We start from the raw sequence: 24,450 nt of genomic DNA, 5'->3' as shown, positions 1-24,450 counted from the left end.
TGGTACCCTCACCCCCAGCCCCTCTCCCACGGGAGAGGGTGGCATTTATGGCATATGCTCCAGCTTCAGGTATTCTTCGCTCTGCATCTCCTGCAGGCGCGACAGGCAGCGCTGGAACTCAAACTTCAGCCGCTCGCCCTGGTAAATCTCATATAAAGGTACCTCGGCACTGACCACCAGCTTGACGTGGCGCTCATAAAACTCGTCCACCAGCGCAATGAAGCGGCGTGCTTCGCTCTCCATCAGCCGCGTCATCACCGGCACATCCAGCACCATCACGGTGTGAAACAGACGCGAAAGCGCAATGTAGTCGTGCTGGCTGCGGGCATCCACGCAGAGCGTCGTAAAGGAGACCGCCAGCGTTTGGTTTTCGACGCCAAGGGTGGGCAGCGGGCGATGGTTAATCTCGAGTTCCGGGGCGTGCTCGCGTTTTGCCCCCGCCAGCGCCAGCCAAAGTGTATCCATCTCGCGGGTGGTCTCTGCATTTAACGGCGAAAGCCACAGGTGCGCCTGGGTCAGCGTGCGCAGACGATAATCAACACCGGCATCGACGTTCATGATGTCGCAGTGCTGCTTGAGGGCATCGATGGCGGGCAGGAAGCGTGCCCGCTGCAGGCCGTTACGATAGAGCTCATCCGGCGGGATATTCGACGTGGCCACCAGCGTGATCCCGCGGGCAAATAGCGCTTCCATCAGGCCGCCTAACAGCATGGCATCGGTGATGTCAGACACAAAAAACTCGTCGAAGCAGAGTACGTCGGTTTCCGCCTTGAACCTGTCGGCCACAATCTCCAGCGGATCGCTCTTGCCCTGCAGTGCGGTCAGCTCTTCATGCACCCGCAGCATAAAACGATGGAAGTGCAGACGCTGTTTACGTGCGCCAGGCAGGCTCAGATAGAACAGGTCCATCAGCCAGGTTTTTCCGCGACCGACCCCGCCCCACATATATAAACCGCGCACCGGCGCGTGAGCCTGTGGCGCTTTTTTACCGAGCAACCGCCCAAACGCCGCCTTTAGCCCACCGTTCTGTTCGACTTCAGCGGGTTTTGCCGTGAGCTCCTGGTAAATCATCTCCAGACGGTTTACCGCCTCACGTTGAACGTCATCAGGCTGATGAGTGCCCTCGTTTAGGGCCAGTTGATATCGCGATGCAGGGGACAGGTTTTGCATAATCTTATTGTTATTCCTTCAATTAACGCTCACCAGCAGACGTGACTGATGAAAAAAAGGCCGTTCTACACTACGCGATGATACGTCAGGATTCCACTTCTGCAGAAATAGCGGTTATAGTGGCATTATCAGGCACAGGCAGGAGCCGAGCCAACACCCTACGGAACAACAAGACAACGGGAGAAGTTCATGACCTGGGAATATGCGCTAATCGGTTTAGTCGTCGGCATCGTCATCGGTGCTGTGGCCATGCGTTTCGGTAATCGCAAATTGCGTCAGCAGCAGTCACTGCAGTACGAACTGGAAAAGAACAAAGCCGAGCTGGAAGAGTATCGCGAAGAGCTGGTCAGCCATTTTGCCCGTAGCGCCGAGCTGCTGGACAACATGGCAACCGACTATCGTCAGCTGTACCAACATATGGCAAAAAGCTCCAGCAGCCTGCTGCCGGAAATGACCGCGGAAACCAACCCATTCCGCAACCGTCTGGCTGACTCTGAAGCCGGTAACGATCAGGCGCCCGTTCAGATGCCTCGCGACTATTCCGATGGCGCGTCCGGCCTGCTGCGCGGCGGTGTAAAACGCGATTAATCGCACAACCTGAATTTATTTTACGGGCGCAGCGATTGTGCCCGTCCTTTCTTGATGACCCCAGCTATCATTTAGTTAAACACCTCATTGTTCAGCGGTTTAAAATTCAATAACATCAACGTGTTTTTAGGGCCGTTTTTCCTTTATTCCAGGTTACGAGAGTCAACATCGATGAAGAAAAAAAACCAGCTGTTGAGCGCTATCGCGTTAAGTGTCGGGTTATCTCTCTCGGCGTCCGTCCCTGTATTCGCCGCCATCCCCTCCCAGGTGCCTGGCCAGGCGGCCATTCCAAGCCTCGCGCCCATGCTGGAAAAAGTGTTGCCTGCGGTCGTCAGCGTTCAGGTTGAGGGCACCGCAGTACAAAGCCAACGCGTCCCTGAAGAACTGAAAAAATATTTTGGCGATGAGTCTCCGGACCAGCAGGCGCAGCCTTTTGAAGGCCTGGGCTCTGGCGTCATTATTGATGCGTCAAAAGGCTATATTCTCACCAACAATCACGTCATCAGCCAGGCCGATAAAATCAGCGTCCAGCTGAACGATGGCCGCGAATTTGATGCCAAACTGATCGGCGGCGATGACCAGAGCGACATCGCGCTGCTGCAGGTGCAAAACCCAAGCAACCTGACCCAGATTGCCATCGCGGACTCGGACAAACTGCGCGTCGGCGATTTTGCCGTCGCCGTGGGCAACCCCTTTGGTTTAGGGCAGACCGCGACTTCCGGGATCGTCTCCGCGCTCGGGCGCAGCGGCCTCAATCTGGAAGGGCTGGAAAACTTTATCCAGACCGATGCCTCAATCAACCGTGGGAACTCCGGCGGGGCATTGCTCAACCTTAACGGCGAGCTGATTGGGATTAACACGGCGATTCTGGCCCCGGGCGGCGGCAGCATCGGGATCGGTTTTGCTATCCCCAGCAATATGGCCAAAACGCTGGCGCAGCAGCTCATCCAGTTCGGTGAAATCAAACGCGGGCTGCTGGGTATTAAAGGGATGGAGATGAGCGCGGATATCGCAAAAGCGTTCAACATCAACGTGCAGCGCGGGGCGTTTGTCAGTGAAGTGCTGCCAAACTCCGGCTCGGCAAAAGCGGGCGTGAAGTCGGGTGATGTGATCGTCAGCCTGAACGACAAACCGCTGAGCAGCTTTGCAGAACTGCGTTCGCGGATTGCCACAACGGAACCTGGCGCCAAAGTGAAGCTGGGCCTGATACGTGACGGTAAGCCGCTTGACGTTGAAGTGACGCTGGATAAGAGCACCTCTTCCTCGGCCAGTGCGGAGCTTATCGCCCCGGCGCTGCAAGGGGCTACGTTGAGCGATGGGCAGCTGAAGGACGGTACGAAAGGCATTACCATCGACACCGTCGAGAAGAGCAGCCCTGCGGCACAGGCTGGATTGCATCAGGATGACGTGATCATCGGTGTCAACCGCAATCGCGTGCAGTCCATTGCCGAACTGCGCAAGGTGCTGGAAAGTAAACCGGCGGTTATTGCCCTGCAGGTCATGCGTGGCAATGAGTCCATCTATATTCTGTTGCGCTAAGCATTTGCGACCCGGACATCACCGCTGCGTGTGATGTCCGGATAACTCATGTTATGCTGCAAATCGTTCCTATTTTAACGACACGCGCATCATGCTTTTAAAGCTCTTACGTTCTATTGTCATCGGTTTGATTGTCGCTGGCCTGCTGCTGCTGGCGCTGCCGTCATTACGTCAGTTCAATAAACTGTCGGCTCCCCAGTTCGATAGCACGGATGAAACCCCGGCCACCTATAACCAGGGCGTCCGCCGTGCCGCACCTGCGGTGGTTAACGTCTATAACCGTGGCCTGAATGCTTCAGCCCATAACCAGCTGGAGATCCGTACCCTCGGCTCCGGCGTGATCATGGACGAGCGCGGCTACATTATTACCAACAAGCACGTGATTAACGACGCCGACCAGATCATCGTCGCCCTGCAGGATGGCCGCGTGTTTGAGGCGTTACTCGTTGGGTCTGACAGCCTGACCGACCTGGCCGTTCTGAAAATTAACGCCACGGGCGGTTTGCCGGTCATCCCGATCAACCGTAAACGTACCCCGCATATTGGTGACGTCGTACTGGCTATCGGTAACCCTTACAACCTGGGCCAGACCATCACCCAGGGGATTATCAGCGCGACCGGTCGTATCGGTTTGAACCCCTCCGGGAGGCAGAACTTCCTGCAAACCGATGCCTCAATTAACCACGGTAACTCCGGTGGTGCGCTGGTCAACTCGCTGGGCGAACTGATGGGCATCAATACCCTCTCGTTTGATAAGAGTAACGACGGTGAGACGCCGGAAGGGATCGGCTTTGCCATTCCGTTCCAGCTGGCGACCAAAATTATGGATAAACTGATCCGCGACGGACGCGTGATCCGCGGCTATATCGGTATCGGCGGGCGCGAAATTGCGCCGATGCACACCCAGGGCGGCGGTATCGATCAGATTCAGGGCATCGTGGTTAACGAGGTGGCACCAGGAGGTCCGGCGGCTAACGCAGGGATTCAGGTAAACGATGTCATTGTGTCAGTCAACGGCACGCCAGCGGTCTCCGCGCTGGAGACGATGGACCAGGTGGCAGAAATTCGCCCGGGTTCTATCATCCCTGTTGAGGTCATGCGCAACGACAAGAAACTGACGCTGCACGTAACGATTCAGGAATACCCGGCCACTAACTGACAGGCATAAAAAAACGGAGCGATAAGCTCCGTTTTTTTTTACCGGGAGACGGTTCGTTTTACTTGTTAACGAACTCTTCGCCCAGGGTGATATCTTTCTTCAGCGTATCCAGCATGCCTTCCATCGCGTGTTTTTCAAACGCGCTCAGCGTACCAATGGATTTATGCTCTTCGATACCGTTTTTACCCAGCAGCAGCGGCTGAGAGAAGAAGCGAGCATGTTCGCCATCGCCTTCAACGTAAGCGCATTCAACAACGCCTTTCTCGCCCTGCAGAGCGCGAACCAGTGACAGACCAAAACGTGCAGCAGCCTGGCCCATAGACAGGGTCGCAGAACCGCCACCCGCCTTCGCTTCCACCACTTCGGTGCCCGCGTTCTGGATGCGTTTAGTCAGGTCAGCCACTTCCTGCTCGGTGAAGCTCACACCAGGGATCTGCGACAGCAGAGGCAGGATGGTGACGCCAGAGTGACCGCCGATGACCGGAACTTCCACTTCTGTTGGCTGTTTGCCTTTCAGCTCAGCAACAAAGGTGTTGGAACGGATGATATCCAGCGTGGTCACGCCGAACAGTTTGTTTTTGTCGTAAACACCCGCTTTCTTCAGCACTTCTGCCGCGATAGCCACGGTGGTGTTCACCGGGTTAGTGATGATACCGATGCATGCTTTCGGGCAGACTTCTGCAATCTGCTGCACCAGGTTTTTCACGATGCCCGCGTTGACGTTGAACAGGTCTGAACGATCCATGCCTGGCTTACGCGCCACGCCTGCAGAAATCAGCACCACGTCGGCACCCTGCAGTGCAGGACGTGCATCTTCACCGGAGAAGCCTTTGATTTTTACAGCGGTCGGGATGTGGCTCAGGTCAACCGCCACACCTGGGGTTACCGGGGCAATATCGTACAGGGAGAGTTCTGAGCCTGAAGGCAGTTGGGTTTTCAGTAGTAGGGCAAGCGCCTGGCCGATACCACCAGCAGCGCCGAGGACTGCGACTTTCATCCTAAACTCCTTATTATGGTTAACTTAAGTATCTGTAAATCCGTTGCGGCGACCATAATTCAGCAAGTAAATAATTACAATTTTCGTAGCTAAAGAATTTGAGGTCACGCGACTTTATCTCTCATCAGAAGACTATCTGAGGACAGAGGGCAACGCTTTAAGAGGTGGTTACAATACACCCTGCCCCGCCACCAAAACAACATCATTTTGATAACATTTAATTTACTTTTAAGCTTATTTGCGCGGCGTGACCCAGGCATGTTTTCTGATAACGAAATCTGATAAAATCACTCCCTTTCATAACATTATTTCAGCCTACCACTGGGTAGATAATTTGCATAAAAATTCATCCACATGCATAATAATGTTGTTTCTATCGTCATATTCCGGGTGACTTATGCGAAGCTCGTCTAAGCAAGAAGAATTAGTAAAGGCGTTTAAGGCGCTACTCAAAGAAGAGAAATTCAGTTCTCAGGGAGAAATTGTTCAGGCGCTGCAGGAACAAGGCTTCGATAACATTAACCAGTCGAAAGTCTCCCGCATGTTAACGAAATTTGGCGCGGTGCGTACCCGTAACGCCAAGATGGAGATGGTCTATTGCCTGCCGGCAGAACTTGGCGTGCCGACCACCTCCAGCCCGCTCAAGAATCTGGTTCTGGATATCGATCATAACGACGCCGTCGTGGTGATCCACACAAGCCCGGGTGCCGCGCAGCTGATTGCCCGCATGCTGGACTCGCTGGGTAAAACGGAGGGTATCCTCGGGACTATCGCCGGCGATGACACCATCTTTACCACACCGGCTAGCGGTTTCTCCGTGAAAGATCTCCACGAAGCGATTCTGGTTCTGTTCGAACAGGAACTCTAATCCCCTCTCCCCGTAGCGCCACTGCGGGGATCGTTCTGCTTCTGCTGCGTTCCCCCCTCTTTTCCACTGCCCTTCACTTTGACAAATAGTGCTTTTTACCACCCATTAACATTCATCTGGTGAATGCTAAATCAAAAAATCGCACAAAAAATCAAAATCAGATATCCATATGATTTAATTAGATATACCCGCCATAATTGGACAAAAAACACCCAATATTATGCAATTTGGTTATAAAAAACAGACTGGTTAACACGTAATAACAAGGGAAACCATTAGTCTGGTATTAATTTTTACCGTTATTAGTGTATACTTGATTTTGTGATGAGGGTCACGAAACAAGACCCCACTAAAAAATTCGACGAGGTAAGAATCATGAAAATCAAATCAACTGTAGCGGCGCTGAGCGTCCTGTCCGTCCTGTCATTCGGTGCTTTCGCGGCTGACGCTATCAATGCTGACCAGGCGCAGTCCCGTCAGGCCATCGGTACGGTTTCTGTCGGTGCGGTCGGCACATCGCCAATGGACATGCATGAGATGCTGAACAAAAAAGCGGAAGAACAGGGTGCGTCATCCTATCGCATCATCGAAGCGCGTTCCGGTGACCACTGGCACGCCACCGCTGAGCTGTACAAATAAGTTTTAGTAATAGCTGAAAACGTAAATCTCCACTCAACGGCACCAGGCATAAAAATAGCGGTTCAACCCTTCTCGCCGTTGAGTAAAAAACCCTATTCAGGAGTAAAGACTATGAAAACCAAATTGATCATCGCAACCCTCGGTCTGGCATCTGTTCTCTCTTTCGGCGCAAGCGCAGCCGTACAGCAGGTGAATGCCGACCAGGCACAAAATCTACAGCGTATGGGCAGCATCTCCGTAACGTCTGTCACCGGTTCACCGATGGATATCCGTCACGAACTTGCCGCCAAAGCTGAAAAAGCAGGCGCCAGCAGCTATCGCGTCACCGAACTGAATCAGGGTGACCACTGGCATGCAACGGCAGAGCTGTATAAATAAACCCTCGTCGTATCTCATCATACGACTTGCCCCTGGCCTCTTGGTCAGGGGCTTTTTTTCATTCAATGCCGCGCGTTAAAGCGCAGCTGTCCTTCAAGCTCTTCTTCCGCTTCATCGAACAGCAATATCAGCGCGCCAAAACGTCTGCGAAGCTTATCGGGCAAATGGATGAACTCAATTTCCAGCGGTAGCGGCAACAGACTGCCGGTGACCACGTCCCACAGCGTATCCAGATTCGTCACGCTTTCCCGTTCAAGATCAAACGCCCGGATAAATTCACGGTAGAAGTCTTCCTGACTGTCGATCTCGTCAAAATCAAACGTATAGGTTTTCATTGCCAGCCACCCAGTCCAGGCGAGCGGCAGATGCCGCCCTGTCTATTATAATCCCCCAATATGCAGGGTTTTAACTTCCAGATACTCTTCCAGCCCCAGCACGGAGCCCTCTCGTCCAAGACCTGACTCTTTTACGCCGCCAAAGGGGCCGAGCTCCGTGGAGACGGCGCACTCGTTAATACCGATCATCCCGCTCTCGATTGCCTGTGAAACGCGGAAGACCCGGGAAAGATTCTGGGTATAGAAGTAAGCCGCCAGCCCATACGGCGTATTGTTGGCGCGCTGGATGACTTCATCTTCCGAGGTGAAACGGAAGCACGCCGCCACCGGGCCAAACGTCTCTTCTTCTGCCAGCTTCATGCCTTCATGGCAGTCGCCCAGTACGGTTGGCATCCAGAAATTCCCGCCAAGCGGATGGGGCTTCCCCCCCGCCAGTACGGTTGCGCCCCGGGCAACGGCATCGTCAACATGCTCACGCACCTTGTTGACCGCAGAAGATTCAATCAGCGGCCCGACGACCACCCCCTCCTCAAGACCATTGCCCACCTTCAGCGCATTCACCGCATCGGCAAGTTTATTCACAAATTTGTCGTAAACGGTTTCCTGAATATAAAAACGGTTCACGCTGACGCAGACCTGCCCGGCATTGCGGAACTTGTTGGCGATCGCCCCCTTTACCGCTGCGTCGATGTCTGCATCCTCAAAAACGATATACGGAGCATTCCCCCCCAGCTCCATCGAGACTTTCTTCATGGTTTCTGCGGCGTTACGCACCAGCGTCTTGCCGACGGAGGTTGAACCGGTGAAAGAGATTTTACGCACGTCGCGGCTGGCCATGATCGCATCGCTGATTTCATGCGTATTCCCGGCCACGGCGTTGAGCACGCCGTCGGGCACACCGGCCTGTTTAGCCAGCGTAAGCAGCGCAAAGGCGCTGAGCGGTGTATTATTGGCCGGTTTGATCACCCCGGTACATCCTGCTGCCAGCGCCGGACCCAACTTGCGGGTGAGCATGGCCATCGGGAAGTTCCACGGCGTAATCGCCGCGACCACACCAATGGGTTCACGGGTCGCCAGAATGCGTGAGCCGGGCTTGATCGGCGGAATAATTTCACCGTTTGCGCGTTTGGCCTCTTCGGCAAACCACTGGATAAAGCTGGCGGCGTACTCGACTTCTCCCTCCGCCTCTTTCAGGGGTTTGCCCTGTTCGGTGGTCATTAACCGCCCGAGCCAGCTTTTATTCTCAATAATCAGTTCGTACCAGCGGTAGAGAATGGCCGAGCGTTCTTTCGCGGTTTTGGCACGCCATGCCGGGAAGGCCTGGGTAGCCGCTGCGATAGCGTCTTCGGTTTGCGCTTTACCCGCTTTTGCGACTTTAGCAATGACCTCACCGGTCGCGGGGTTCAGCACATCAAAGGTTGTATCCAGCGTTTTCCAGATTCCGTTGACCAGATAACCGGTCTGAAAAAGGATGTGGTCCTGAAGCGCCTGCGTCGTCATGTGTTCTCCCTTTCTGAAATGTAAGAACGTGCTGGAATAAGTATAGCCACAAAAAAACCGACGCTTTTGGCGTCGGTTTTTTTACTTCTGTCAATTATCCGTGAGAGCATTCTGGTAGCGATGCAGCATAAACACCAGCCGTCCTACAGGCTCGGTCACCTGAGGCGGTGCCTCCCAGTGCTTGAGCTTTTCCTGATAGATATCGAGCTCTTCAAGCAGCTGCGTAAAGTAACGACGCCGTTTGTCATCGCTGCTGGCGGAAAGCACGTGATCGGCGGTACGACGCAGCTGGCGGTGCCAGGCCGACAGATCGTCGTTGATCGGCACGGGCGCGTTACGCAGACGCTGGTGCGCGATGATCATGGTTAACGCCAGGCGGAACTTCGCGATATCGCCCGGGAACTTGTTCAGCAGTAAAAACAGCTGCTGGTAGAGCGCGGGCAGGTGGTTCTCTTTACGGCGCGCGGTATTGGTTGTCATCGACGACACGGCAGCCGACACGAACTGGTTCAACAGCACGCGGCCCGTTCTTGCCTGCGAGTTATCCCGAACCAGCAGTATCACCATCATGGCCAGGAAACAGCCCACCAGCTGACCTAACGCGCTGTCGAGGAACTGGCTGAAATGGAAAGTCATCGGGTTATCGAGCACGATGATGTTAATCGTACTCGCCAGCGCCCCCAGCGATCCCAGGCGCCGCTTTTGCACTTCAATGCCGATAAAGAACGCCATTACCGCCAGGCTAATACAGAGCAGCAGCATGCTCTGTTGCGTCGACGGGATGATGACCAGGAAATAGAGCGCGCCTATCGGCAGGGCGGCAATGGTGCCGTAGAGGAAATCAACGGCGACCATACGCGGGTTAGGCAGACGCATCGCCAGTGCGGTCACAACGGCAATCATCACCATCGCGCCGCTGCCGGACGTCCAGCCCGTCCACAGCCAGAACAGCGTGCCGAGCATGCAGGCAAGCGTCGTACGCCAGAAGTTGACCATGGCGTGATGTCGCTCGGCGGATTCCGCCTTGATCACCACTTCCCCCTGCAGCACCTCTTCTTCCGCCGCGCTGATTTTGGTGTTGCCGATCACGCCACGCTTCAGCAGCAGATAGCGCGTCGCGGCGCCGACCCAGGTGTAGATGGTCACCGGCGTGTCGCGCTCCCCGGTCCAGGCAATGACCCGGCGCATGCGCTTAAGCTGCTTATGCACGTCCTGCACGGTTTCCACCGGCTCGGCAAACAGTTCGCGGAACGTGTCGGTGACCGCTTCCGGGCGGGTGTTCTGAATCAGATAGGTTTCACATGCCTGGGTAATCAGCGTCAGAGAGACTGTGTTGAGGGCTTTCAGACGACGATTCGCGCGAGCCCAGCGCGAGGACTCCATATTAAGGTTGCTGCGCATTCCTTCCAGCGCCTGCGTACGGCGTACCAGCCCGCTCCAGGCTTTATCAACCTCTTCGCTGTCGCCGTGCTTAATGCAGAGCTGCATCAGCTGGTACTGGGCAACAATCAGCGCGTCAAGCTCACGGTCGACTTCCTGCTTGATGGAGCGCGGGGAGAAAAGCAGGTCAGCGACGATCGCACTGACAATACCAATCACAATCTCGCTGCAGCGCTCAACCGCAAACTGCGGGGCGAGCAGCGGTTCAGACTGAATGGTGATGACAATAATCAGCGCGGTATAGCCCGCCAGCCCCCAGGCGTAGGAGTTCTCCACTTTCACCAGAGACGAGATCCAGGTGCAGAAACCCGCCCAGATGCAGCAGACCATCAGCATCAGCAGCGGGGTGCGGATCATCAGAATAATAATGGTCAGCGCCGCGAAGCAGCCGATAAACGTCCCGATAATACGCAGCATACCGCGATAGCGGATCGCGCCTGAATAGGGCTCCCCGCCCGCGGCGAAGGCAGGACCCGCCGCGACAATGGCGGCCGTTAATACCGCCCAGCGAGGCGTTTCAAGCTGGAAGTGGAAGCCGACAAACAGCGCCAGCACGATGGCGCACGCCAGCTTCACGGCGAAGCGAATGTGCTGGCTGGCGATGGAAAAGATACCCATGGCGATTAACCAAACTCGCGCAGGCGGTGGGCAATTTTACGGAAGAACGAGTCCTGGCTGGCATCCCGGTCCTTTTCACCGGTAATCACCACCGTCGCCGTGGTACCCGCAGGCCACAGATTTCCCTGCTGTTCATCCAGGTGGATGCGCACCGGCACGCGCTGGGCCAGACGCACCCACTCCAGGTTGGAATCTACCGTCGCCATCCCTTTGGCATCGTTAGAGCTGCTGGAGTTAGTCACCCCTGCGGCGACGCTGTCGACGGTGCCTTTAAAGACGCGATTGCTGCCGAGCGGCGTAATTTCCGCCCGGAACCCCGGACGCACGCCTTCCAGCTTGGTCTCTTCCATATAGGCGAGCACGTAGAAGGAGTTCTGTTTAACCAGCGCCACGGCGGTTGAGCCGCGGGTGATAAATTCCCCGGCATAGACGTTCAGGTTGGTCACCCAGCCATCGGACGGCGCGCGGATCACGGTGCGTTCCAGATCGAGCTTCGCCAGGTCGCGCGTTGCCTGCGCTTTCGCCAGCTGGTGCAGCACGGTTTGCAGCACGTTGTTGGACTGGTCAATCTCTTCGCGGGACATTGCCTGAACGCCCAGCTGATTACGACGGCCTGCCTCGCGGCGTTTCTCCGCAGCCAGCGCCTGATAATAGGCCACGTCCGCTTCCGCCTCTTCCAGCGCTTTCTGGTAACGAGGCTGGTCGATGGTGAACAGGACCTGATCTTTCTTCACCAGCTGGTTGTCGTGGACGTTGACCGCCGTGATAAGACCGGCCACGTCAGGGGCTATTGCCACTACATCGGCACTGAAGCGTGCATCACGCGTCCACGGTGATTCGGTGTAATAAACCCAGGCGCGGAAAATAGCGATGAAGGCGAGGATAACCAGCGCCATCGTGATGGCAGTGCGGGAGATTTTTCTTGTTAGCGTTTTCACATCAACCTCAGACAAACATGCGCGATATCAGGTAAAACAGGCAGCAATACAGCGCGGTATTGAACAATGCAGGGTGCCAGACGAAATCGTAGATCCCGGTAGGGACCAGCACCTTGCGCACCAGCCAGAAGATCGCCAGTGATAAAAGAAGCTCGAAAAATATCGGTGGGAACGACAGACCGAACACCACGATAACGGGAAACAGACTCATGTTGACCTTGATAAGAGAGAGTGCAGGCTTCAGAATTTTTAAGCGCACGCCACCGCGGGAGAGCAAGAAACGCCGGGCGAGAATGGCGCAGCCGTTATGTAATTAATAATATATTAACGTAACTGTTATGCTGTTATCTATAATATGTGATCTAAATCACTTTTAAGCCAGAGTGAACAATGGAACGTTTAAAACGCATGTCGGTCTTCGCCAAAGTGGTTGAACTGGGCTCGTTTACCGCCGCTGCCCGCCAGCTTCAGATGAGCGTCTCATCCATCAGCCAGACGGTGTCCAAACTGGAAGATGAGCTTCAGGTCAAGCTGCTCAACCGCAGTACCCGCAGCATTGGGCTGACGGAGGCGGGTAAAATTTACTATCAGGGCTGTCGCCGCATGCTGCTTGAAGTGCAGGATGTTCACGAACAGCTCTATGCCTTCAACAACACCCCTATCGGCACGCTGCGAATCGGGTGTTCTTCAACTATGGCACAAAATGTTCTCGCTGCCATGACCGCGGATATGCTGAAAGAGTACCCTGGGCTTACCGTCAATCTGGTGACGGGTATTCCGGCGCCGGACCTGATTGCCGACGGGCTGGACGTGGTGATCCGCGTCGGCGCGTTGCAGGATTCCAGCCTGTTCTCGCGCAGGCTGGGCAGTATGCCGATGGTCGTCTGCGCCTCGAAAAGCTATCTGGCGCAGTACGGCGTTCCGGAGAAACCCGCCGATCTCACCAACCACTCGTGGCTGGAGTACAGCGTGCGGCCCGATAATGAATTCGAGCTGATTGCCCCGGAAGGGATTTCTACCAAACTGCTGCCGGAAGGGCGGTTTGTCACTAACGATCCGATGACCATTTCGCGCTGGCTGGTGGCCGGGGCCGGGATCGCCTACGTACCGTTAATGTGGGTGATCAACGAGATCAACAGCGGCGTGCTGGAGATCCTCTTCCCGCGCTACCAGTCCGATCCGCGTCCGGTGTACGCCCTGTATACCGAAAAAGACAAACTCCCGCTCAAGGTACAGGTGTGTATTAACTATCTGACCGAGTATTTTGTGGACGTGGCCGAGCTCTTTCAGGGGATGCGGGGAAGAAGGAAGGAATAACGATTTAACGCTGAAAGTATATGAGCGATGAATATTTCCAGGATGAAACCCCTCTGCATTCTGGAATATTCCTTCGTCACTATCAGGAATAGAGAATTGACACTGCCGCCGCCTGCCCTTTACCTTAATAACAGTCTGCCTTTCAGACTGTTATTAATTTGTTGCTGATATGAATAATAAAATGTATTCCGCAGGATGACGTTAAACAAGGAAAAGAAATGAATCTATTTGAACAAACACCGCCTTCACGCAGGCGCTATGGGCTCGCCGCGTTCATCGGTTTAATTGCAGGGATTGTCTCCGCCTTTGTCAAATGGGGAGCCGAGGTGCCGCTTCCGCCACGCAGCCCTACCGATTTATTCACCGGCGCATGCGGGCCCGAACAATTAATAAGAGCCGCCAGCCAGATTGACTGCTCACGAAATTTTTTAAACCCTCCCTATGTATTTTTACGCGACTGGCTGGGCGTCGTCGATCCTAACGCGGCGGTTTATACATTTGCCGGGCATATATTTAACTGGGTCGGCGTAACACATATTATTTTCTCAATCGTGTTCGCTGTAGGTTATTGTGTAGTGGCTGAAGTCTTCCCGAAAATTAAACTCTGGCAGGGTTTGCTGGCGGGTGCCTTAGCTCAGCTTTTTGTTCATATGATCTCCTTCCCTCTGATGGGGCTGACGCCACCGTTGTTTGAGCTGCCGTGGTATGAACACGTGTCAGAGATCGTGGGCCATCTGGTCTGGTTCTGGTCGATCGAAATCATTCGTCGTGATTTGCGTAACCGCATCACGCATGAGCCGGATCCGGAGATACCGCTGGGTCACTTACGCTAAAAAAAAGGCGCTACATCAGTAGCGCCATTTTTTTATGCAGGGTCAGGTCAGGCCGTGCCGCCCACCGTCAGGTTGTCCACTTTCAGCGTTGGCTGGCCCACGCCAACCGGCAGGCTCTGGCCCTCTTTACCGCAGACACCTACGCCGTTATCCAGCTTCAGATCGTTGCCGACCATGGAGATCTGCTGCATGGCTTCAATACCGGAGCCAATCAGCGTCGCGCCTTTCACCGCTTTGGTCACTTTGCCTTTCTCGATCAGATACGCTTCTGACGTGGAGAAAACAAACTTACCGGAGGTGATGTCCACCTGGCCGCCGCCAAAGTTTGGCGCAAAGATACCGTAATCAACGGATTCGATAATCTCCTGCGGCGTGGATTTGCCCGGCAGCATGTAAGTGTTGGTCATGCGCGGCATTGGCAGGTGCGCATAAGATTCACGGCGTCCGTTGCCCGTCGGCGCTACGCCCATCAGGCGCGCGTTGAGTTTGTCCTGCATGTAGCCTTTCAGCACGCCGTTTTCGATCAGCACATTGTACTGGCCCGGGGTGCCTTCGTCGTCGATAGCCACCGAGCCGCGACGATCGAGCATGGTACCGTCATCCACCACGGTACACAGTTCGGAGGAGACGAGCTGCCCAATCTGACCGCTGAATACGGACGTCCCGCGACGGTTAAAGTCGCCTTCCAGACCGTGGCCCACCGCCTCGTGCAACAGCACGCCCGGCCAGCCAGCGCCCAGCACCACCGGGAATGAGCCCGCCGGCGCCGCGACGGCATTCAGATTCACCAGCGCCATGCGCACGGCTTCTTTTGCCCACGCGTCAGCGCGTGCTTCACCGTCAACGTCGCCCAGGAACCAGTCATAGCCAAAACGACCGCCGCCGCCGCTTGAGCCGCGCTCGCGCTTGCCGTCGTCATCGACCTGCACGCTGATGGAGAGACGCACCAGCGGGCGAACATCTGCCGCCAGGGTACCGTCCGTTGCCGCAACCAGAATCAACTCATACACGCCGCTCAGGCTGGCAGAAACTTCCTGCACGCGTTTGTCCGCCGCACGGGCGACTTTATCCACGCGACGCAGGATATCCAGCTTCTCTTCACGGCTCATACTCTGCAGCGGATCGATACTGGTATAGAGCGCAGAGTGCTGCACTTCTCCCAGGGTTTTCACGCGACCATCGCCGGTATCACGCACAATGGTACGCGCGGCCTGCGCGCTCTGCTCAAGTGCGGTGAGGCTAATCTGATCGGCATAGGCAAAACCGGTTTTCTCGCCGCTGACGGCACGGACGCCGACGCCCTGGTCGATGTTGTAGGAGCCATCTTTGATGATGCTGTCTTCTAAAACCCAGGATTCGTGATAGCTCGACTGGAAATAAAGGTCGCCGTAGTCGAGACGGCGTTCGGTCAGTTGACCAAGAATGGAGAACAGGTCCTGATGGCTCAGGCCGTTCGCTGCGAGCAAATGTTCACTTACCAGGTTCAGACTCATCGTATTGCTACTCGTTCGTTGCCGCCCGTGGCGGTATAAAGATCGTATTTATTGAGAGTGAGGCAATTACCTGCCCACGTCAAATCATTGCTGTGCTTCTTTGCGCGGCTGGCGCAGCACCTCGTTAATCTGCGGTTTATCTACCGGGCCGGTAATACGGTAGCGCAGAATGGAGACCTTGCTCCAGAGTGGCCCCAGCACTTTACTGGCGGCAAACACCGCCGCACCGACAATCGGGTTCACCACAAAGGCCGCCGCAACGCCCACGCTTGCGGAAATTTCCGGTGCCACCACGGCTTCCATATCCAGCTCGCGACGCACGAGGTTGACGGAGCCTTTCATGGCGATATCTGCTTCCAGGCCATCCACCAGCGTGTCGTCCGTGTGCATAACGCCGTCTTTGATCCACGCCGTGCTGCGGATGGAATCGTAGTAGAAACCTTCGCTGAAGGTATCGCTGAAATCGAAGCGCAGCTTGCGCAGCAGCGCGTCAAAACTCAGCAGGCGCAGGATCTGCCCGGCGCGCCCCGTGCTCACGTCGGCTATTTCACCTTTGCCAAAGCGGGTTTTCAGAATGCCGTTCAGCGAGGCCTCATCCGGCTTCCACGGAGCGTCACGCCAGTGAAGATCGTAATCGACGTCAAATGACGAGCCGCGCAGCGGCGTGCTGATACCAAAGAAATTGGCTGCCGCGTCCAGTTTATTGCCTTTAATATCGCCCTTCAGGGACGTTCGCTGCTCGCCCGGCTTATTCACCCATTCACCTGCGGCCGTCATGCGGCCAAAGCCGGTATCAACCAGGCCGCCGGAGAGCGTAAGCGTATTTGCCTGGATGGTGAAATCACCGTCGATACGGCCATATTTCTGCCCCCACAGCCAGCACTCCGCACAGCGCAGCTGGAGATCGGGCCAGCCGCTAAAATCGACGCGGGTGGTATGGCTCAGCGGCGACGTCTCTGCCGGTTTATCTTTCCCGCTCGCGGCGCTTGCCGGGTTGTAGTAGAGATAGCGGATCGCCGCCTGCCACGGCGCGTTATTGCGCATGGTCAGCGTACCGTTGATCTCTCTGCCCTGGGCCTCCACCTTCGTACCGTTAGCGCCAGGCCGCGAGACAATGCTCAGGTTGTTCCACTGCTGCCCGCCCAGCATCAGCGACGGCGTACGTACGGTAATGGCCTGCGGGAACTGGGCGGTTTCATCAACGTTTTGCCCAACGCCTTTCTGGAACAGCGCCAGCCACTCTGCGCCGTCCATCGGCGGGAGATTCAGCTCAATGCCAGGCTGCTCCGGCAGCGGCGGCGTGGAGCGGCTATCCGTTGTCCAGATGGCTTTGTCGAGTGTGAGCTTGTGGTTAAGCAGCCAGCGGCTGTTGAAGTGGTTTGTCCCACCCGCGCTGCCGGTCAGCTCGAAGCTGTTGAGGTTGCCATCGACGTTCAGCTTTACCGGCAGCGGCTGTCCGGCCTGTTTATCCAGCGGCGCAGGCAGCTGGCTGTGAAGGTTTTTCAGATCGCCCGTAATGTCGACCTTATACTGTGCACCCGCGTGATAAGGCAGGTCGATTGCCACTTTACCCTGCCAGGCGACCGCCCCCTCCACTGACGCCTCAATAGGCTTCGGCAGGACGTCCATTCGTGCTGGTTGCCAGTTGCCGTCCAGATTGACGGCCACCTGATAGGCCTTTTCACCTTCGGTAGTCGTGAAGTCAATATTCACGGGCTGATTAAACCAGCTGGCCGTAAGCGGCTCGCTCTTCAGGTTACCGTTCTCAAAGCTGAACTGCCCGCTGAGATTTTTCAGCGTGCTCTCAAGGGGCTTGATGAACAGGCTGTTGTTCTTCAGACGGACGTCGCCTTTGGCGGTGGTCATCTCCCCGTCCAGCGGGATATCAAGATGTAAGCGAGCATTCACATCGCCATCAAGCTGCAGCTGCTGAAGCGTCGCCGCCAGCGACTCTTTCAGCGGCGTCTCCTCAAAGTACGGACCCACCGCTTTGCCCGGACCGTTGATATCGGCATCAATCAGCAGCTTCTCTTTTGAGTAGTCCGGGATGTTGGCCGTCAGGTTGCTGGCCGTCACGCCGCCCAGCGCCACGCTGTCGGACTTCATCCATAGTCCGTCATTGAGGAAGTTGAGTTCGATATCCAGGTCCTTCAGCGCGGGCCAGCCGGGCTGGAAAGCGAAGGTCGCGTTATGCAACGGCACCAGCACCTGGAACTGGCCTTCATTATGTTTGTACGGGAAAAGATGAGGATTACCGCCGTAGACCAGCGTGGCATTGTCCGCCTGACCGCCCTGAATCGCGCCGCTGAGATAGTCTACCAGGGCTTTTCCCATCAGATTTTCCGGGAAGTAGCGCCAGGCCTGAGAGCCGTCATCGGTGCTGATCCCGGCCAGAATACCCAGCCACGGCTCATCACCTCCAGGCTGCAGATAGCGGAAATCACCGCGCGCGTGCACCGCTTTGGCTTTCACGTCGATATGGCGGCCATCAAGCTGAAAACCCTTGTCGTTACGGAGCCAGTTAAGCACCGCGCTGCCCTGTTCGATTTCCAGCGGCGCGCGGAAGACCGTCTCGTAAGGCATTTTGGCGTCGTGCATATCAACCGTCAGCCTGCCATTTTCCACGCTGCCTTCCAGCTTGCCGCTAAAGTGTTCCGCCCCCGGCAGCAGCTTCCACTGCTTCCAGGCAAGATCTTTCCACGTGGCCTGGAAGCGCGTTTTTTCCGTCGCCTGAAGCGGGATGTCCAGCCCCAGAGCATCGATCGTCCCGCTCGGCTGCGTTGCCAGCCAGATCTCGCCCAGGTCCGGAGAGAGCTTTGCCGCCATCGAGCGCAGGCCTTCAATGGCTGCCAAATCCAGGTTGCTGGCGCGGATGCGCAGCTCGTCGCTGCGTTTGCTGGCCGCGCCGCCGACGTCCTGCTCCGGCATCCAGGCCAGCGTCAGCGCACCGCGCGGCCACGGCTTGCCGTCCATGGTGATGCGCGTATCAGGAATGGCAAACTGCCAGCCCTCTTTTTCCTGCGTCACATGCGCGGTGAGGTTATCGACGGAAAGCTGATGCTGCCGTTTTTCGCCTTTCCAGCTTGCGCCCCCCTGCTTGAGCCAGATATCGCCGCTGGCAAATTCGCCTTTGGTCAGGGTCAGCCAGCCTTCAAGGCTGAAGCGGGCAGTCTCCAGCTGCATATTTTGCTGGATCCAGTCGCCCAGCCACGGCTTCACGTCCACATCGTCGGCCTGCAGCCAGACTTTGCCGTTGTTTAACAGGCCGTCGTCGTCCCGCAGATCCATACGCACCTGCATCACGCCGTGCTGGCCGTTCAGGCTTGAGAGATTGACCTGCCCCTCGGCGCGGTGACGTTCTTTACCGTTGAGCCATGTCAGCTGAGGGATCGCCAGTTCGGCGCGCTGGCCGGAAAGGGTAATAAAGCTCACTTCGCTGTCGCGCAGATCGAAATGATCGAACTGGCGGAGGAAAAGATCGCTGAAGCGGTTGGCTTCAAGACCCTGACCGCTCTCGCCGCCGGACAGCGGCGTATTGGTCAGGAACTGGAGTTGATAAAAGGTGAGATCGCGAAACTGCCAGCGCAGATGCAGCAGGCTTTGCCAGACGTCCAGCGCCAGGGTCACGCGTTTGATTTTCAGGTAGCCGCCATCTTTCAGGCTGGCGTTGATATCCCGGACATCGAGCGTCGGGCCAAAATTCTGCCAGTTAGCGCTAATCTGGCTTACGTTCACCGGCACGCCGGTGGTGGATTCGATTTTAGCCAGCAGCTGCGGACGCCAGCTGTCCAGATGCGGTAATACGAGGCGTAGCCCGCTCACGAGCAACGCGACAATCACGACCAGCGTTGCCCCTGTAAGCAATAAAATCCCCGGCAATCGCCTCACGCATCTCTCCTTGTCAGCTTTCGTCACGCAGCGTACTGCGTCTTACATCATCACGACGTCAAACTGCTCCTGGTTATAGAGCGGTTCAATTTGTACTTTTACCTGTTTGCCGACAAAGATTTCCACTTCCGCCAGCGCGTGCGACTCTTCGCCTTTCAGCGCTTCAGCCACCGCAGGGGAAGCATAGACCAGAAAACGATCGGAGTCGTAGGCATGATGGACACGAACGATTTCACGCATAATTTCGTAGCAGACGGTCTCAACCGTCTTTACCGTTCCGCGTCCATGGCAGGTTGGGCATTCATTACACAGCACATGCTCAACGCTTTCACGGGTACGCTTACGCGTCATTTCCACCAGCCCCAGCTGTGAGAAGCCGTTAATGCTGGTTTTCACGCGATCTTTACTCAGCGCCTGCTCGAGCGAGTGCAGCACGCGGCGACGATGGTCTTCATTACTCATATCGATGAAGTCGATGATGATAATGCCGCCCAGATTGCGCAGACGAAGCTGGCGCGCAATCGCCTGCGTGGCTTCGATGTTGGTGTTGAAGATGGTGTCATCCAGGTTGCGATGGCCGACAAACGCGCCGGTGTTGATATCGACGGTGGTCATCGCTTCGGTCTGATCGATGATCAGATAGCCGCCCGACTTCAGCTCGACCTTACGCTCCAGCGCACGCTGGATCTCGTTTTCGACATCATAGAGATCGAAGATCGGCTGACGTCCTGAATAATGCTCCAGCAGGCCAGGCATCTCCGGGATGTACTCAGCGGTAAATTCCAGCAGCGCTTCATAGGTCAGGCGCGAGTCCACGCGAATGCGGTCGAGCTGCGCATCGGCAAAGTCACGCAGAACGCGCTGAGCAAGTGCCAGTTCACCGTAGAGCTGGTAGCGGGTCTGGTTGCGTTTTTTACGCTCCATCACTTTGGTCCAGACGCGCTTCAGGTAAGCCGCATCCGACGCCAGGTCTTCTTCGCTGATCCCTTCCGCAGCGGTACGGATGATAAACCCGCCCTGCTCATCGCAGTAGGCGCTGACCACTTTCTTCAGACGCTCGCGCTCGGTTTCGCTCTCAATACGCTGCGAAACGCCAACGTGCGACGCGCCGGGCATAAAGACCAGATAGCGGGAAGGTAAGGTGATGTCGGTGGTCAGGCGGGCGCCTTTGGTGCCGAGGGGATCTTTCACCACCTGCACCATCAGATCCTGTCCCTGACGTACCAGTTCAGAAATATCGCGCACGGCAAACTGCTTTTGCTCTTCGCCCGCGACGCACTCGGTGTGCGGCATGATATCGGAGGCATGTAAAAACGCCGCCTTATCCAGTCCAATATCTACAAAAGCCGCCTGCATACCCGGTAGTACACGACTGACACGACCTTTGTAGATATTGCCTACTATTCCGCGCCGCGCTTCACGCTCAATATGAATTTCCTGAAGAATGCCACCATCAATATAGGCCACACGGGTTTCCGATGGCGTTACGTTTACCAACAATTCAGCCGTCATAATTATCCCTTCCCTCACGCAGTGAGTTAAAATTGCTCAGCAACTCATACGTTTCCACCAGCGGTAAGCCGACTACGGCGTGATAGCTGCCATTAATCTTCCTGACAAAACAGCCACCCAGCCCCTGAATACCGTATGCACCTGCTTTATCCATTGGTTCACCGCTGGCAATATAAGCGGCAATGTCGTCGTCGGTAAGTACTCTGAACGTCACTTCTGTCACCACCAGGCAATCCAGCACGTGCTGGCTGTCAGCCAGCGCGACGGCCGTCATCACCTGATGCGTATGTCCGGACATTTTGCGCAGCATGCGCGCCGCATGATCGGCGTCGCGCGGTTTCTCAAGCACTTCACCGTTCAGAATAACGATGGTATCTGCTCCCAGCACGGGAAGATCGCGTGGCACACTGGCCACGCCCGCCTGCGCTTTCTCGCGCGCCAGGCGAGAGACGTACTGTTGAGCGCTTTCGCCCTCAGCACGTTTTTCTTCAATGCCGGTAACGATGCGTTCAAAAGAGACCCCTAGCTGCGTCAGGAGTTCCTGACGGCGCGGGGAGCCGGAAGCGAGATACAAAGACGTCATAGAAACCTTTTATTGCACAGCAAACTGCTGGCGAACCTTACGCATCAGCAGGAATAACCATGGCCAGAGCACACCGTTTACTACACTACTCCAGAACACTTCCGGTCGGAAAGAGACGTTGATCACTAAAAACTCTGCCCAGAAAACAACGATATCCGCAGCGAGCGACAATAGCATCACCACCAGGGCCTGTTGCCAGAGCGCAAGGTTACGAAAGAGCTGGAATTTGAGTGCGACGAGGTACGCAATAATGCTCATGGACAAGGCGCGCACGCCAAGCGTAGAGCCGCTAATGAGATCCAGTATGGCACCCATCACAAAACCTGTGCCGACATTTACGCGATGCGGCAGGGCAAGGATCCAGTAGAGTAAAATGAGCAATACCCAGTTTGGCCGGAAAACGAGAATGTCATCCGGCCAGGGCATCACTTGCAGTAACAGTGCAATGAGAAACGAGAGCCAGATGACCCAGCGTCCCTGGCTACGATAGCTTGCCACTACTGCCCTCCCGAAGAGAGTTTAGGCGGTGGCGGCGCATCCGGCAGCGGCTGCGTTAACCCGGTTGCCGGCGCCGGTACTGGCGCAGGCGGCCCCATGGAATCCGCAGGCGGGAGAACCTGCGGCATCATCTGCATCAGGCGCTCATTTGCCACGCGATGCACCTCTTCAGGCGTCATCGGATTAGCACCGTTGCGATCGGCGCCCCACAGCAGCAGCAGATAGCGCAGACGCTGCAAACCGGCGGTTGGACGCGCCTGAATCACGGTATAGGCACGCTGAGTATCCAGCTTGACCGAAGAGACCACCGCAACAGGATAGCCTTCAGGGAAGCGGCCACCCAGACCGGACGTCACCAGCACGTCGCCCACGCGGATATCCGTGTTAGCCGGCAGGTGTTCCAGCTGCAGGTCGTCCGTACAGCCGTTACCGGCCGCAATCACGCGGATGTCGTTGCGCAGGACCTGGATCGGCAGCGCATGCGTGGCATCGCAAATCAGCAGCACGCGGCTGGTCAGTTTGGCCACGGCAACAACCTGGCCCACGACGCCTTTATCACTGATAACAGGCTGACCTTCATACACCCCGTTCACGCTCCCTTTATCGATCACAACCTGATCGCTGTAGGGGTCGTTCACGGTGGAGATCACCTGCGTGACCATTTTCTGCTCATCCTGACGCAGCGGCGACCCGAGCAGCTCACGCAGACGCGCGTTTTCCTGCTTGTATTGCCCCAGCATCAGCAGTTCGCTGTTTTTCAGCAGCAGTTCCTGACGTAATGCCCGGTTTTCGAGTTCGAGTTGGTCGCGCGAAGACAGCGTTTGAGAAACGGAGTCGAGCAGTTCACGGGGACCATTTGAAACAAAGTAGAAAGGACTGACGGCGGTATCCATGTACGTTCTGATCTGGCTGAACGTACCGAGGCGGCTATCGGCAATAATGACCCCAAGCGCAACCAGAACCGCCAGAATGAGGCGAAACTGTAGCGATGGGCCACGGCTAAAAATTGGCTTCATAGGCTATGCGTATTCTCGCGTCAGAGAGAAAGGGTAGCAAATTGCTACCCTCTCAACCTCGACTACTCTTCGCTGAACAAATCGCCGCCGTGCATGTCGATCATTTCCAGCGCCTTGCCACCACCACGGGCGACGCAAGTCAGTGGATCTTCTGCAACTACGACAGGAATACCTGTCTCTTCCATTAACAGGCGGTCGAGGTTACGCAGCAGCGCACCACCACCGGTCAGAACCATACCGCGCTCGGAGATATCGGACGCCAGTTCTGGTGGACACTGTTCCAGCGCAACCATTACCGCGCTCACGATGCCCGTCAGTGGTTCCTGCAGTGCTTCCAGAATTTCGTTGGAGTTCAGGGTAAAACCGCGTGGAACACCTTCCGCCAGGTTACGGCCACGTACTTCGATCTCACGCACTTCATCGCCCGGGTACGCAGAGCCGATTTCGTGTTTGATACGCTCTGCGGTGGCTTCACCGATCAGAGAGCCGTAGTTACGGCGCACATAATTAATGATAGCTTCATCGAAGCGGTCACCACCGATACGTACGGAAGAGGAGTAGACCACGCCGTTCAGAGAGATAACGGCCACTTCAGTGGTACCACCACCGATATCCACCACCATAGAACCGGTAGCTTCAGATACAGGCAGACCCGCACCGATGGCTGCAGCCATTGGCTCTTCAATCAGGAACACTTCACGTGCACCTGCGCCCTGGGCAGATTCACGGATTGCGCGACGTTCTACCTGGGTTGCGCCAACCGGCACACACACCAGAACACGCGGGCTTGGACGCATGAAGCTGTTGCTGTGAACCTGCTTGATGAAGTGCTGAAGCATTTTTTCAGTCACGAAGAAGTCGGCGATAACGCCGTCTTTCATTGGGCGAATGGCGGCGATGTTGCCAGGGGTACGACCCAGCATCTGCTTCGCGTCATGACCCACAGCGGCCACGCTTTTCGGCGAGCCCGCACGATCCTGACGAATGGCCACAACGGAAGGCTCATTCAATACGATGCCTTGTCCTTTTACATAAATAAGGGTATTCGCGGTACCCAGGTCAATGGACAGGTCATTGGAAAACATGCCACGAAATTTTTTCAACATACTAAGGGATAATCCTGAAAGCTGGGGCGGAAAAC

Annotated in this window: 22 protein-coding genes; 8 read left to right on the top strand and 14 right to left on the bottom strand. The window is 56.0% G+C overall.

The features are described from left to right. Positions 1-45 precede the first annotated feature (45 nt). Positions 46-1,170 carry a cell division protein ZapE gene (gene zapE, locus NQ230_RS02830; protein WP_257259856.1) on the bottom strand — a complete coding sequence of 375 codons (1,125 nt, stop codon included), beginning with the start codon at positions 1,168-1,170 and terminating at the stop codon, positions 46-48. A gap of 189 nt (positions 1,171-1,359) precedes the next feature. On the opposite strand from zapE, the gene zapG reads away from it, so the two are divergent. From zapG to degS, 3 genes are all read left to right on the top strand, one after another. Further along, complete coding sequence (gene zapG, locus NQ230_RS02825; protein ID WP_008502832.1) at positions 1,360-1,758, top strand: Z-ring associated protein ZapG; 399 nt, start codon at positions 1,360-1,362, stop codon at positions 1,756-1,758. Positions 1,759-1,929: 171 nt separating this feature from the next. Then, entirely contained in the window at positions 1,930-3,297 is a 1,368-nt protein-coding gene (gene degQ / locus NQ230_RS02820; protein ID WP_257259853.1) for a serine endoprotease DegQ, read from the top strand. A 91-nt stretch (positions 3,298-3,388) separates the two neighbouring features. Next, the gene (gene degS, locus NQ230_RS02815) at positions 3,389-4,456 is read left to right on the top strand and encodes an outer membrane-stress sensor serine endopeptidase DegS (protein ID WP_032659674.1); all 1,068 of its coding nucleotides are present in this window, start codon (positions 3,389-3,391) and stop codon (positions 4,454-4,456) included. A gap of 58 nt (positions 4,457-4,514) precedes the next feature. On the opposite strand, the gene mdh is transcribed toward degS, so the two are convergent. Further along, positions 4,515-5,453 carry a malate dehydrogenase gene (gene mdh / locus NQ230_RS02810; RefSeq protein WP_121424792.1) on the bottom strand — a complete coding sequence of 313 codons (939 nt, stop codon included), beginning with the start codon at positions 5,451-5,453 and terminating at the stop codon, positions 4,515-4,517. 397 nt (positions 5,454-5,850) lie between these two features. Between mdh and argR the strand changes: the two genes are divergently transcribed. The 3 genes from argR (at position 5,851) to yhcN (NQ230_RS02795) (ending at position 7,338) form a co-directional block, all read left to right on the top strand. Further along, entirely contained in the window at positions 5,851-6,321 is a 471-nt protein-coding gene (gene argR, locus NQ230_RS02805) for a transcriptional regulator ArgR (protein WP_023309388.1), read from the top strand. A gap of 375 nt (positions 6,322-6,696) precedes the next feature. Continuing rightward, complete coding sequence (gene yhcN / locus NQ230_RS02800) at positions 6,697-6,960, top strand: peroxide/acid stress response protein YhcN (RefSeq protein ID WP_023333629.1); 264 nt, start codon at positions 6,697-6,699, stop codon at positions 6,958-6,960. A gap of 111 nt (positions 6,961-7,071) precedes the next feature. Continuing rightward, positions 7,072-7,338 carry a peroxide/acid stress response protein YhcN gene (gene yhcN / locus NQ230_RS02795; protein ID WP_023333630.1) on the top strand — a complete coding sequence of 89 codons (267 nt, stop codon included), beginning with the start codon at positions 7,072-7,074 and terminating at the stop codon, positions 7,336-7,338. Between the two features lie 62 nt (positions 7,339-7,400). Here yhcN (NQ230_RS02795) and NQ230_RS02790 read toward each other — a convergent pair whose 3' ends face one another. The 5 genes from NQ230_RS02790 to aaeX form a co-directional block, all read right to left on the bottom strand. Further along, a complete protein-coding gene (locus tag NQ230_RS02790; protein ID WP_063143598.1) occupies positions 7,401-7,673 on the bottom strand; it encodes a barstar family protein in 273 nt (90 codons plus the stop codon). Positions 7,674-7,718: 45 nt separating this feature from the next. Further along, complete coding sequence (locus NQ230_RS02785; protein ID WP_213751841.1) at positions 7,719-9,173, bottom strand: NAD-dependent succinate-semialdehyde dehydrogenase; 1,455 nt, start codon at positions 9,171-9,173, stop codon at positions 7,719-7,721. Positions 9,174-9,263: 90 nt separating this feature from the next. Next, positions 9,264-11,231 carry a p-hydroxybenzoic acid efflux pump subunit AaeB gene (gene aaeB, locus NQ230_RS02780; protein ID WP_121424793.1) on the bottom strand — a complete coding sequence of 656 codons (1,968 nt, stop codon included), beginning with the start codon at positions 11,229-11,231 and terminating at the stop codon, positions 9,264-9,266. Positions 11,232-11,236: 5 nt separating this feature from the next. Next, complete coding sequence (gene aaeA, locus NQ230_RS02775; RefSeq protein WP_032659667.1) at positions 11,237-12,169, bottom strand: p-hydroxybenzoic acid efflux pump subunit AaeA; 933 nt, start codon at positions 12,167-12,169, stop codon at positions 11,237-11,239. Between the two features lie 7 nt (positions 12,170-12,176). After that, the gene (gene aaeX, locus NQ230_RS02770; RefSeq protein ID WP_003860416.1) at positions 12,177-12,380 is read right to left on the bottom strand and encodes a p-hydroxybenzoic acid efflux pump operon protein AaeX; all 204 of its coding nucleotides are present in this window, start codon (positions 12,378-12,380) and stop codon (positions 12,177-12,179) included. Positions 12,381-12,559: 179 nt separating this feature from the next. On the opposite strand from aaeX, the gene aaeR reads away from it, so the two are divergent. Further along, complete coding sequence (gene aaeR, locus NQ230_RS02765) at positions 12,560-13,486, top strand: HTH-type transcriptional activator AaeR (protein WP_023616809.1); 927 nt, start codon at positions 12,560-12,562, stop codon at positions 13,484-13,486. 218 nt (positions 13,487-13,704) lie between these two features. Beyond that, complete coding sequence (locus NQ230_RS02760) at positions 13,705-14,319, top strand: YagU family protein (RefSeq protein WP_121424794.1); 615 nt, start codon at positions 13,705-13,707, stop codon at positions 14,317-14,319. Positions 14,320-14,366: 47 nt separating this feature from the next. Here NQ230_RS02760 and tldD read toward each other — a convergent pair whose 3' ends face one another. From tldD to mreB, 7 genes are all read right to left on the bottom strand, one after another. Next, positions 14,367-15,812, bottom strand: coding sequence for a metalloprotease TldD (gene tldD / locus NQ230_RS02755; protein WP_121424795.1), 1,446 nt, complete (start codon positions 15,810-15,812; stop codon positions 14,367-14,369). Between the two features lie 84 nt (positions 15,813-15,896). Next, positions 15,897-19,700 carry an AsmA2 domain-containing protein YhdP gene (yhdP, locus tag NQ230_RS02750; protein ID WP_257259845.1) on the bottom strand — a complete coding sequence of 1,268 codons (3,804 nt, stop codon included), beginning with the start codon at positions 19,698-19,700 and terminating at the stop codon, positions 15,897-15,899. A gap of 42 nt (positions 19,701-19,742) precedes the next feature. Further along, entirely contained in the window at positions 19,743-21,212 is a 1,470-nt protein-coding gene (gene rng / locus NQ230_RS02745; protein ID WP_010436156.1) for a ribonuclease G, read from the bottom strand. Continuing rightward, positions 21,202-21,795, bottom strand: a complete 594-nt coding sequence (locus tag NQ230_RS02740) for a Maf family protein (protein WP_032639757.1) — start codon at positions 21,793-21,795, stop codon at positions 21,202-21,204. The genes rng and NQ230_RS02740 overlap by 11 nt, the downstream gene beginning before the upstream one ends. 9 nt (positions 21,796-21,804) lie before the next feature. Then, positions 21,805-22,293, bottom strand: coding sequence for a rod shape-determining protein MreD (mreD, locus tag NQ230_RS02735; RefSeq protein ID WP_023309399.1), 489 nt, complete (start codon positions 22,291-22,293; stop codon positions 21,805-21,807). Beyond that, on the bottom strand, positions 22,293-23,309 hold the full coding sequence (mreC, locus tag NQ230_RS02730; protein ID WP_023309400.1) for a rod shape-determining protein MreC: 1,017 nt from the start codon (positions 23,307-23,309) through the stop codon (positions 22,293-22,295). Before mreC ends, mreD begins: the two co-directional genes overlap by 1 nt. 62 nt (positions 23,310-23,371) lie before the next feature. Beyond that, positions 23,372-24,415 (bottom strand): rod shape-determining protein MreB, encoded by a 1,044-nt coding sequence (gene mreB / locus NQ230_RS02725; RefSeq protein ID WP_000913396.1) that lies wholly within the window; start codon positions 24,413-24,415, stop codon positions 23,372-23,374. Positions 24,416-24,450: the final 35 nt, after the last annotated feature.

This window comes from Enterobacter asburiae (assembly GCF_024599655.1).
Classification (GTDB): domain Bacteria; phylum Pseudomonadota; class Gammaproteobacteria; order Enterobacterales; family Enterobacteriaceae; genus Enterobacter; species Enterobacter asburiae_D.
The sequence above is the reverse complement of the archived record's forward strand: the minus strand, read 5'-3'. Positions and strand labels throughout refer to the sequence as shown.